At 66.9% G+C, this 11,572-nt stretch carries 7 protein-coding genes and 1 pseudogene; 2 read left to right on the plus strand and 6 right to left on the minus strand.

Annotated elements, in window-relative coordinates:
• Positions 1 to 185 precede the first annotated feature (185 nt).
• From ACNQQL_RS35180 to ACNQQL_RS35200, 5 genes and pseudogenes are all read right to left on the minus strand, one after another.
• Positions 186 to 1,727, minus strand: coding sequence for an altronate dehydratase family protein (locus ACNQQL_RS35180; RefSeq protein WP_347069262.1), 1,542 nt, complete (start codon positions 1,725 to 1,727; stop codon positions 186 to 188).
• 44 nt (positions 1,728 to 1,771) lie between these two features.
• On the minus strand, positions 1,772 to 3,109 hold the full coding sequence (locus ACNQQL_RS35185; protein ID WP_347069284.1) for an MFS transporter: 1,338 nt from the start codon (positions 3,107 to 3,109) through the stop codon (positions 1,772 to 1,774).
• Positions 3,110 to 3,202: 93 nt separating this feature from the next.
• A pseudogene (locus tag ACNQQL_RS35190) lies at positions 3,203 to 3,511 on the minus strand (fuconate dehydratase); the annotation flags it as partial.
• A gap of 88 nt (positions 3,512 to 3,599) precedes the next feature.
• Positions 3,600 to 4,712 (minus strand): mannitol dehydrogenase family protein, encoded by a 1,113-nt coding sequence (locus ACNQQL_RS35195; protein WP_347069288.1) that lies wholly within the window; start codon positions 4,710 to 4,712, stop codon positions 3,600 to 3,602.
• A 17-nt stretch (positions 4,713 to 4,729) separates the two neighbouring features.
• A complete protein-coding gene (locus ACNQQL_RS35200; RefSeq protein ID WP_347069295.1) occupies positions 4,730 to 5,752 on the minus strand; it encodes a zinc-binding alcohol dehydrogenase family protein in 1,023 nt (340 codons plus the stop codon).
• A 367-nt stretch (positions 5,753 to 6,119) separates the two neighbouring features.
• Between ACNQQL_RS35200 and ACNQQL_RS35205 the strand changes: the two genes are divergently transcribed.
• Together ACNQQL_RS35205 and ACNQQL_RS35210 are read left to right on the plus strand one after the other, a co-directional pair.
• Positions 6,120 to 6,821: a FadR/GntR family transcriptional regulator gene (locus tag ACNQQL_RS35205; protein ID WP_347069301.1), complete on the plus strand. Its 702-nt coding sequence runs from the start codon at positions 6,120 to 6,122 to the stop codon at positions 6,819 to 6,821.
• Between the two features lie 7 nt (positions 6,822 to 6,828).
• Positions 6,829 to 6,939: a helix-turn-helix domain-containing protein gene (locus tag ACNQQL_RS35210; protein ID WP_416392818.1), complete on the plus strand. Its 111-nt coding sequence runs from the start codon at positions 6,829 to 6,831 to the stop codon at positions 6,937 to 6,939.
• Positions 6,940 to 7,057: 118 nt separating this feature from the next.
• Here ACNQQL_RS35210 and ACNQQL_RS35215 read toward each other — a convergent pair.
• Positions 7,058 to 11,572 (minus strand): LWXIA domain-containing protein (locus tag ACNQQL_RS35215; protein ID WP_347069309.1); only part of this gene is annotated, 4,515 nt, incomplete at its 5' end.

Consider the following 11,572-nt stretch of genomic DNA (forward strand, 5'->3'; position numbering starts at 1 on the left):
TCGTCGATGATCGGCTTGCCCATCTCCTCGGCCTCGGTTGTTCCGATGCCTGAGGTTAACAGCTCGCCGCACAAGTTAACAGCCCCAAACAGCCTTTTTGAAACCGTCTCTAAGAAAAACACCGTTTTGTCTCGCGGATTTCCCGACAGAAATCTCGATCGCCACTGCCAACACGCAGTTCCCGGCTACGTCACCACGCCGACCTGCCAGGGCACGAACTCGTTCTGCCCATAACCGTGCAACTCGCTTTTCGAATACGCGCCCGATGCGCAGTCGAGCATGCTCCTGAAAATGTCGTCGCCTAGCCGGGCGACCGTCGTCGTGCCGTCGATCACACCGCCGCAATTGATGTCGATGTCCTCTTCCTGACGCTCCCACAGCGCCGTGTTCGTCGCAAGCTTCAGCGACGGCGCCGGCGCGCAGCCGTATGCGGAACCGCGCCCCGTTGTGAAGCAGATCAGGTTCGCGCCCGACGCGACCTGCCCCGTCGCGGACATCGGGTCGTAGCCCGGTGAATCCATGAAAACCAGGCCGCGCACATCGATCCGCTGCGCGTACTCGAACACGTCGACGAGGTTCGTGGTGCCCGCTTTCGCGATCGCGCCCAGCGATTTCTCGAGGATCGTCGTGAGTCCGCCCGCCTTGTTGCCGGCCGACGGATTATTGTCCAGCGCGGCGCCGTTGCGCGCGCAATAGCCTTCCCACCAGGCGATTCGCGCGAGCAGCTTCTCGCCGACCTCGCGGCTGACGGCGCGCCGGGTAAGCAGATGCTCGGCGCCGTAGACTTCCGGCGTCTCGGAGAGTATCGCGGTGCCGCCCTGGCGTACCAGGCGGTCGACCGCCGCACCCAGCGCGGGATTCGCGGAGATGCCCGAGTATCCGTCGGAGCCGCCGCACTGCAGCCCCACCACGAGATGCGATGCCGGCACCGCGACACGCGTCGTGCGGTTCGCTTCCGCGAGCATGTTCGTGACCATCGCGATGCCGCGCTCGATCGTCTTGCGCGTGCCGCCGCTTTCCTGAATCGTGAAATGCTGCAAGCGTGCGCCATCCGCGTGCCCGCCTTCGCGAAGCACATCGCCGATCTGATTGGTCTCGCACCCCAGGCCGATGAACAGTACCGAATGGAAGTTCGGATGCGCGGCGTAGCCGGCCAGCGTTCTGCGAAGAATCGCGATCCCGTCGCCGCGCGAGTCGATTCCGCAGCCAAGCCCGTGCGTGAGCGCGATCACCCCGTCGATGTTCGGATAACCGGCCAGTGCCTGCGGGTGCACATCGCGCCGGAAATGGTCGGCGATCGCGCGAGCCACCGTCGCGGAACAATTCACGCTCGTCAGTATGCCGATGTAATTGCGCGTCGCGATCCGTCCGTCAGATCGGCGAATGCCCATGAAGGTCGCCGGTGTTTCGTCGAACACCGTCGGACTCGCGGCCACGCCGAATTCATGCTCGCGCGCGAACTCGGCCATGCCGAGATTGTGAATGTGCACGTGCTGGCCGCGCGCGATCGCTTCGCGCGCGACGCCGATGATCTGGTTGTAGCGCCTGATCGGCTCGCCTTTCGCGATGTCGCGCGTCGCGATCTTGTGACCGGGCGGAATCAGGCCGGCGACGACGAGCGCCTCGGATGCGATCCGAGCGCCGGATACGAGCTGGCGCGTTGCGATCACGACATCGTCGTTCGGATGCAGTCGGATCGCGACCTGTTCGGTGGCGGAGGTAGTCATGATGATGATCCTGGATGGGTCGTGGGATGGCGCGCTGGCGAAGGTTATCGATGCGTGCCGACCTGCGCGCCGCCGTGCGTGCCTTCGGCCGCCGCGTGCCCCATGCCGCGCAGCGAACGCAGCAGCAGCACGCTGACGAAGCACAACGCGGCGACCACCACGAAGCCGGCGCGCGAATCGTGCGACGCCGCGTCCGCGAACGCCTTGATCTGAGGCGACACGAAGCCGCCGAGATTGCCGATCGACACGATGAACGCGATGCCGCTCGCCGCGCCCGTCCCGCCGAGATAGCGTGTCGGCAGGCACCAGAACACCGGCTGGCACGCGACCAGGCCGGGAATCGCGATGCAGAATGCGAGCAGGGTCGGCACCGGCGTATTGATCATGGACAGCGACGCGAACGCGAGGATCCCGACCGTCAGCATGCCGGCCGCGACCTGCAGATGATTGTCGCGACGATCCGCGAAGCGGGTCGCGACCATCATCGCGGCGATCGTACACAGCCAGGGAATCATCAGCAGCAGACCGATTTTTCCATTGACCTGGGAGCCCATCGTCGCGGCGAATTTCGACGGCAGGTAGAACGCGAGCGGCGCATTGCCGATCTGGATGCAGAAGTACGCGGCAATGAACGTCAGCACGCGGCGGTCCTTCAGCACGCCGAACACGGCCGTCGACAGATGCCGGGGCTTCGCGCGCTCCTCAGCGTCGAGTGCGTGGCCCAGCGCCCGCTTCTCGTCCTCGGTCAGCCAGCGCGCGTCTTTCGGCCGGCTCGTCAGGTAGAAGAACGCGATCACGCCGACCACGGTCGCCATCAGGCCCTCGACCAGATACATCCATTGCCAGTTCCGCAAGCCGAACATGTCATGCATCTGCAACAGGAAGCCCGACAGCGGATTGCCGATCAGCATCGCGATCGGCACGCCGAAGTAGAAGAGCCCGAGCGCACGGGCGCGCCCCTTCGCCGGAAACCAGTAGGTCAGGTACAGGATGATCCCGGGAAAGAATCCGGCCTCCGCCGCACCGAGCAGGAAACGGATCCAGTAGAACTGCGTCGGCGTGTGGGCAAACATCATCGATGCCGACACGAAGCCCCACGTCACCATGATTCGGCTCATCCATACGCGGGCGCCGATGCGGTTCATGATGAGGTTGCTCGGCACCTCGAACAACGCGTAGCCGATGAAGAAGATACCGGCGCCGAATGCGAATGCCGCGTCGTTCAGGCCTGTGTCGGCCTGATAGGCGATCTTTGCGAAACCGACGTTCGCGCGATCGATAAACGCCAGCGCGTACATCAGCGTCAGGAACGGCAGGAGCCGGATCGCGGCCTTCCTGACCGCGCCGGCGAGATGCTGCGATTGTTGAGGATCATGGTTCATCGTTGTCTCCGGGATTGTTCTCGTCGTGGGGCCGATCGCTCACGCCCGCCATTCGGGCCCGTTCGGGTAGGCAAATGCATCGAGCGACGCCTCCTTCAACTGGCAATCGCCTGCGACCATCTCATGCCAGTACGCGCCGAAGTCCGCTGTGATCTCCTCGAGCGAGCGCCCGATCACGAACAGCTTCGCGAGCGACTTCACCGCATCGACGCACAGTTCGTTGCCGCGGCCGATCGTGAAGGTCAGGCCGTGCCCGTCGATGCCGTTGCGCGCATCGGTAACGAGCGTCACGTAGGTCGCCGAGTAATCCGAATTACCGTTCATCGCGTCGGAGCCGTCCATGCTCTTCGACGTCGGAAAGCGAATGTCACGTACCTGCGCATCGATAATGCGTGTCGCCATCGCTGCATGTCTCCTTGTCGTTTCATCTCGTCTGATCTTGTCGCCGCGCCCGGACGCCCCTGCAACGAGCCCCTGCCGCTGCGGCCGTTCAGCCAAGCGCCGCGATCAGGCGCGGCTGCCCGATCGGCAGCTTCAGCGCGCGCGCCATTTCGAGCACCGGGCGCAGGCGTCGCAGCTTCTTCACGTCGTGATTGCCGGCAATGTCGGCCAGCCGGTGCGCGAGGAATGGATTCGCGAACCGGTCGCGTACCTCGTCCAGATACGACAGCGCCGCGTCGCGCTCGCCGAGCGCAACGAACACCGGCATCACCTCGTCGTTCCACACCGCTTCGAGCGGTTCGCGATATGCGGGATCGTCCATCGCCGCACCGACCGTCATGTCCGCCGCACCGCCGAGCGCGAGCCATTGCTGCGCGAGCATCGTGTGTCCAAGATTGAGCAGCAGCAGTTTCAGGCGCTCGTAGCGCTCGAGATCGTCGGTCACGACGATGTCGGGGTGTTCGCACGGCAGCGTCATCCCGGCCGTGCGCCGAACCGCCCACAGCGCATACGGCTCGGCAATCGCGCCGACCGGATGGATCGGCTCCGACACGATGCGGTCGACGAGGGAATTGACCCACACGCAGCCGCCGATCAGGTAATCGACGAATGCCGCGTCCGCGCGCCAGCCGCGCGCGACGCCGACCACCAGGTCGCGCAGCGTGTCGCCGTTGCGCGCGACGAGTTCGCACGGCAGCAGCGTGACGGGCTCGCCGCCTGCCCGGAAGCGCTCGTGCAGGAGCACCGCAAGCTTCGCCGCGAAGCCGCGCGGCGTGCGGCGCCCGGCGAGCAGGCCCGCGCCGTCGTCGTCGAACAGCGCATAACCGCTGTCGCCGGTGTTCGATACGATCACCCGGACGTCGTGCGCCACGCGCTCTCGCAACAGCGCCCAGTCGTCGCTCGCATGCAGCGCTTCCGTGATCGCCACGCAGTCGACCTGCCGGTCGATCGTCTCGCCATGCCGCCTGCCGCGGATTCTCACCGGATAGCGTCCGGCCGCGCGCAGCGCAGCGATGCGCGCGCGACTCTCGGCGCTCGACGTCGTCTGCACGACCGTCACCGCGCCGAGCGCGCGGCCGACAGCCAGCGCTTCGGACGTGAACAGGTCGACATGCGCCTGCAGGAAGCGGCTGGTACCGAATTGCAGGATCGGATTGGCCATCGGTTTAGCGTCCGCGCTCAGCATTCGACGAGCGCCTTGATCACGCCGGCGTCCGGTTCGAGCAGCTCCGCGAAGCGGTCGGGCAGATCGGCCAGGCTCAGCGCGTGCGTCTTCAGCGCATCGGTCGGAACCTGGCCGGCACGCATCGCGGCGAGCACCGTTTCGAAATCCACCGGCGTCGCGTTGCGGCTCGCGAGCAGCGTCGTTTCGCGCTTGTGGAATTCCGGGTCCGAGAACGAGATGCGCCCTTTTACGAGCGAGATCAGCACGTACTTGCCGCCGTGCGCGACGAAGTCGAGGCCGCGCTCCATCGCCGCGAGATTGCCGGTGGCATCGAACACGACGTCGAAAAACTCATCGTCGGTGAGCGCCGCGAGACGCCGCACGTCCGCGCCCTCCCCCGTCGTATCGAGCCGCACGGCGGCGTGCGCACCCAGCGCCGTCGCGCAAACCGCGAGCCGGTCTGCGCGACCGTCGAGCACGCAAACCCGCGCGCCGCGCAGCGTCGCGAAAATCAGCGCGGCCATGCCGATCGGACCGGCGCCAACAACCAGCACGCGCTGCCCGGAGCGAACGTCGGCACGCGCCACGGCGTGTGCGCCGATCGCGAGGAATTCGATCATCGCGGCCTGATCGAGCGTGACGCCGTTCGCGTCGAACACGAATGCCTGCGGGACGGCGAGGTATTCGGCCATGCCGCCGTCCGCGTGCACGCCCAGCACCTGGATTCGCGTGCAGCAGTTCGTCTTGCCGGCCCGGCACGCGATACACGTGCCGCATGACAGGTACGGCATCACGTAGACCTGGTCGCCGGCCTTGACGCGCCCGCCCGCCGGGGCGCTCTCGACGATGCCGGCCAGTTCGTGCCCCATCACGCGCGGATAGGCGAGATACGGCTGGTTGCCGGTGAAAATGTGCATGTCGGTACCGCATACGCCGACCCGCTTCACGCGAATCAGCACATCGTCGGGCCCCGCGGCCGGCATCGGACGCTCGGCAACAACGAGGCGGCCGGGTTCTTCGCAAATGACTGTTCTCATCGGGATCTCGATAACGTATGAAAAGAGGACGGCGTCGAAGCAAATTGGCCTGACCAGACGAAGGCTATTGGCCTGACCATTTGTGGTCAAGCCAATTTGGTCAAATCCATGGAAAACACCTAGATCGCGACGCTGCCGAGAAAATCCATGGAAAGCCTTGTTCTACCGCCCGATAAGGCTTACAGCGGAATACACCAAGCAGAGAACGATGCCATCCCGGGGCACTCCGGTAAGGCCAATTCAAAGCCCAACGCAAACTACTCTGTCACTGGTCTCCAGAACGCCCGACAAATTGGTCAGGCCACCAAACGTGCAGTAGACTCGTTGCTCCGGAACACACGTGCGCGGTCCGCCGCGAGGGGGAGCATTGCCGGGCCAGTTCAATCAGGTGGATACCCGCCGTCTCTATCAGCGCATCGCCGACCAGATTCGCTCTCTGATCGAGGAGGGGCGCTTTGCCGACGGAGAACGCCTGCCGCCCGAGCGGGATCTCGCGCAACAGCTTGGGGTTTCGCGGCCGTCCGTTCGGGAGGCGCTCATTGCCCTGGAGATCGAAGGCGTCGTCGAGGTGCGGATGGGGGCCGGCGTGTTTGTGTGTGCCGTCGCGAAGGCCCCGGCCGCGCCGGCGACATCGCTTGGCGAAAACCCGATCGAGCTGATGAATGCCCGTGCGGCGCTGGAGGGCAGCGTGATCGAGTTGGCCTGCGCCCGCGCGACGCCCGAACTGCTGGCACCTGTCCGTCGCGCCGTGGACGCGATGCGATCCGCGATTGCGGAAGGCCGCTCGCCGCTCCAGCACGATCGTGAACTTCACGTGGCAATTGCCGCGATGACGGGCAATTCCGTTCTGGTCCGACTGGTGGGCGAGCTCTTCGATGGGCGCCACAGTCCGATCTCGTCACGCGTCAGCGCACGGGCGGAGAGCAGGCAAACGTGGGCCAAAGCATTCGAGGAGCATGAATCGATCCTTCATGCGCTCGAGAATGGCGAAGTGCTGATGGCACAGGCAGCCATGCGGACACATCTTTACGCTTCGCAACGACGCTGGCTGGAGCAGGAGCGCAACTGAAGAGGCTGTGCGGCGCGCCAACGGCAACCTGTCGTCAGCGGCGCGCACGCTCGGCATTACCCGCGCGCAACTGGCTTATCGTCTGCAGCGGCGGGCGGACGAGTCCACCAAGGGCTGACGTGCCGTCGGCGATCTGCCGGGCGATGCTCCGCCGCCATCACCCGAGCGCCACGGACTGATCCGGTGCTTGCCGACGCCCTACGCCGGCAAGCACCGCCCGAACTCGCCGCCATCCATCACCCGACGATCACCTGCTGCCCGGGAGCGATCTCGCCCGGATTGCTCGCCAGATTCCGGTTGAGCTGCAGGATCTCGTTGAGCGCGACGTTGATCCGCTGACCGTCCGACATCCGCTGCTGTTGATCGGCCGGCACATGGGCCGCGGCAAGCAGCGATCCTTCGTGACGTTCGGCAATCGTCCACAACGAATCGCCCGCGACCACATTCACGGTCAGCGGCGTAGCACTTGGCGAACTCGACGGAGGCTGCGCCGGTTGCGACGGTGTCGCGGATGCGCTCGGTTGCGACGGCGTCGCCGACGCGTTCGGCTGAGCCGGCGCCGTCGTCGCGCCCGGCGACGGCGCAAGCGACGCGCCCGGCGTCGGCGTCCCGGCGTTCGAACCCGAATGATTCGTCGATGAACCGGGCGTCTTGTGCTTATCATCCGACGTCGCCGAGGTAATCAGATTGATCCCCTGCATGACGCCGAAGATCGCCACCGGCGCCAGCGCGATGCCGGTCGGCAAGCGCTCCAGCCACGGCGTCGCATTCGGGAAATGCGAATGCAGGCGCCCGGCACCGAGCAGCACGCCGGACATCGTCGTCAGCGTGCCGGTATACGGATCGCCCGTCATCGCGGTATGGATGCCGCTTGCGATGCTCATCGCCGAGGTCAGGTAATCGCCGGTCGCGCTCACGGTGCGCGCCAGCTGGCTGCGATTCTCGGCATTCACGCCGCGCAGGCTGCCCTTGTAAACGATGCCGGTATAGGCGGCGCTGAATAGCCCGCCCACGGCCTGCCCGCCGGCCACCAAGTCTCCCTTCGCGTACGCCTTGGCCGCGTTCATCGTGATCGAGCCGGCGTAACCGCCCAGCGCAAGCACGCGGCCGATCCGGCCGATCGAGTGTCGCGGGCTGCCGTGATGCAGCAGCTTCAGCGACGTCCCGCCCACCACGCCCTGCATCTGCGCGAGCATGTCGGCGGCGATCGCCTTCGTATGCGTCACCGTATCGTCGAACGACAGTTGCCCGTCATCGTTGAGCGCGCGCAGCTGCGCAGCCTTTGCCTTGCCCTCGTACGCAATCTGCTCCAGTTGCGCGCCGCGCCCCGCCACGTCGAAACCGTTCGCCTTCAGTTGCGTCTGCAGCCCGCGCACGAGCCGGTCGACCACCCGGTCGAACACGCGCGGATCGCCGTTCTTCAGGCTGGCGACCGCGCCGTGATGCAGCGCCTGGAACACGCGGCCGACCCGCAGCCCCGCATACAGCGAATTCGTCGCGGTGCGCACCGACTCCCGGCCCAGCCCGATGAGCAAGCCGGCCCCGGCGCCACCGGTCACGGTGGCCGCCGTGATGTCGCCGGCAATCCGCCGCGGCGACGGCGGAGGCCGGTTGTCGCCGATCGGCTCGTCGTGCACACGCAGCGCATGCAGTTCCGCCTGTGCGCGCTTCGCGTCGGGAATGGCGACCTGCGCGAGCTGGGCGGCCTCCCGGCGGCTCGCGCCGATCGGCTTCGTGCCGTCGTTGATCAGCGCGGGATCGCGCACGACCGCACGCCAGTGGTCGAGCGGGTCCGCCGCGGCAGGCTGCGCGAGCGTGGTCACCCGGTCGGGCACACTGCTGCCGTATTGCTTCAGCCAGCGCCCGCCGAACGAGCGCGCACCCTTGTCCGTGGGGAAGCGCGGCTTGTTGCCGTCGGCGTCCCACTTCTTCGTCGCGTGCTCGATCGTCGCCTTGCGCGCCTGATTCAGCCACACCGTCGTGTTGCCTTCGTAGATTTTCTGGCGCAACCCGCCGATTTCGGCGGGCGTCATTCCGTGCGCGGCGCCGATCCGCTCGACCTCCGCGAACAGCAACTGATGTTGATTCGCCAGCGTCGTCCGGTCGACACGTTCGAACACGCGCGTCAACGCATCCGCGCCGTGCAGGCGGTTGATCACCTCGGGCCGGTTGCGGTTTTCGACGATCAGCTTCGCGAGCGCGCCGGTGAGCTCCTGGTTGCCGATGAAGTCCGCGCCGTGCGTGCCGTACGACAGCCCCATATGCACCCATTCGAGCCCCTTGCGCTCGAGCACCGCGCGCAGCAGCTTCTCGTGCCCCGCGCCCGGCACCGATTCGGGTACCGCGTCCCAGCCGTGGAACGTGACCATCACGTTCGGCGCGACCGTGTCGGGATGCGCGTTCGACCAGCGTTCGAGCGCCGTGACGACCCGCACATAGTCGTGATACGTGTCGTTGGTGCCCGACTGGAACCGGTAGTCGACGCCGGACACGAGCGCGCGCGACGGCGCCGTCTCGAGCCGGATCGCGAAACCCGTGCGCGCCGCCTCGTCGAGCCAGCGGTGCAGATGTTCGAGATCGTCGAGCGCGAGCGCCTTCCCGTCCGAACCGGGCGCGGGATGAATCATCCCGTTCTCGCCGTCGAACTTCGCATGCTTCTGGTCGCCGAGTGCCTTCACCGCGCTCAGGAAATCCGGATCGTGTGCCTTGCCGAGCGCCGCCGCGAGCGAATGCGGGTCGATCACGAGCGTAACGACCGGCATCACGCCGCCGTACCGTTCGACCTGCGCGCCCATCAGCGCCGGATCGTCGCGCAACGAGTACGAACGCGCCATCGGCACCATCCTGTCCTGCAACTGCGGGTCCGAGCGCGTGTGGAATTGCCGGATCCGCTTGTCGGCGACGGTCGTGGCGCCGACGCGGCGCGTGTGCGGGCGCAGCTTGCCGTTGACCGGCAGGAATCGCGATGCCGACGTCGATACGTCGCGCGCGACAAACAGCTTGTTGAGCAGCGTGCGCCACATGCCCACGTCGACCATCACGGCCTGCGGTTCGCCCTTCAGCACGAGATTCACGTCGCCGGGCCGCCGAGCCTGTTTGTTGAAGGCCTCGATCTGCTCGTGGGTCGGGAAATAATCCTCGGTCTTCGCCGCGCCGTTGCGCAGGCTGAACTCGACGACCGTGGCCGACGGCAACCCAGGCTGGTACGGTTCGATCGACAGCGACTCGGGCGCCTGGCCGCTGCTCCCCAGACGCCGCAGTTCGCCGAGCACGTCGTTGTAGCGGTGCTGGAGGCGGGCCGCCAGCGCGCGGAACGCCGCCGACTGCTGGCCGCGCGCCTGCGCGTCGGACACTTGCTCCTTGAGCGCTTTCTCGCGCGCCTCGAGCGCCGCGACGCGCGTCGGCCGCGCACTGTTCAGGAAGTCGCGCGGCTGCAACTGCGTGAGCAGGAAATGCATGTCCGCGCCGAAGCGATCGGTACCGATCGGCATTTCGTCGAGCGGGATGCCCGGCTTGTTCTGGTTACCCGCGTGCTTGATCTCGTCGAACCAGCGCATCTCGCCGTTGCGCGCCGCGATCGCGCCGAGCGGATTGTCGAGTGCCTCGGCCACCGCCCGATCCGTCTTGAACACGTAGATCACGTGACGCCCGCCGTCCAGCGAGCCGTTGCGGATCGCGGTCAACAGGTGCGACACGCCGTTGCCGCTGAAGTCGACCGCGTTGAGTGTGGACTTGTCCGACGGCAACAGGTGCGGATCGACCGGCGGCCGCGGCGCCGCGTTCGTGCCGCCGCCCTGCTCCGCGGTTGCCAGCGGTTTGCGGACCGGCACGATCGACTGGAACATGTCGCCGGCCGAGCGCAACGGTTTCTTGTCGGTGGCAGCGGCGTCCTTCGCCGGCCGGAACCCGCCGATGCGATCGACGACCTCGGGCCTGACATCGCTGACCACGAACCGGATACCGCGGCGCGGCGAGCGGCCGACCGGAATGCCGCCCCGGCGGCGGCGCCGGAACACGGTACGCAGGTTCTGCTCGGGAATCTCGGTATCGCCGAGCGGCGCCTTCTCGACGTACTTCCATTCGTGGTTCGTGTTGCGCTGCGCGTAGCCGAGCACCTTGCCCGTCTCGTCCTCGACCACGTGAATCCAGCGGTGCTCGCCTTCGACCGCGCGCACGGCCTGGCGCGGCCGCTTGAAGCCCGGCGCGTCCTGCAGCTTCGACACGGCGGCGGCGAGCTCGGGATCGATCGGGCCCGACGCGGTCACGGGCCACGACGTCTTGCCGTCCGGCGTCTCGATCTTCGACGGGCCGCCGAGTTGCGCCAGCTCGTCGTGCGTGACCGGCGATACGTAGAAATCGTACTGGCGCCGCGCGCGGCGCCCGTGGCCGGTGGCTTGCTCGAGCGCCTTTTGAAGCGTCTGCTGCACGCGTTTGCCGTTCAGCATCCGCGCCGGGCCCAGCGTGCCATGCGCATCGGTTTCGAGCACCGCGACGACCGCCGGCATCGCGTGCTCGGCGCCGTCGGCGGGCGGCACGCTATGCGTCGTGATCAGTACGTGCGCGTTGGGTCCGAACTGGCGTGCCAGCCCGTCGAGGGTCGGCGCGTGCCGGCCGTCGATGCGCGTGAGCGTGCGCCGGCCGACGCTGTCGAGCCATGCGGCGGCACGCGCCTGCGGATCGGCCGCTGTCGCCACCGCGGTGCCCTGCGGCGCGGCGGGCGCGCCCGCATGACCGGCGACGGTGGCGGGCGT

The sequence above is a fragment of the Burkholderia sp. LFS061 genome, assembly GCF_047978125.1.
Classification (GTDB): domain Bacteria; phylum Pseudomonadota; class Gammaproteobacteria; order Burkholderiales; family Burkholderiaceae; genus Burkholderia; species Burkholderia pyrrocinia_C.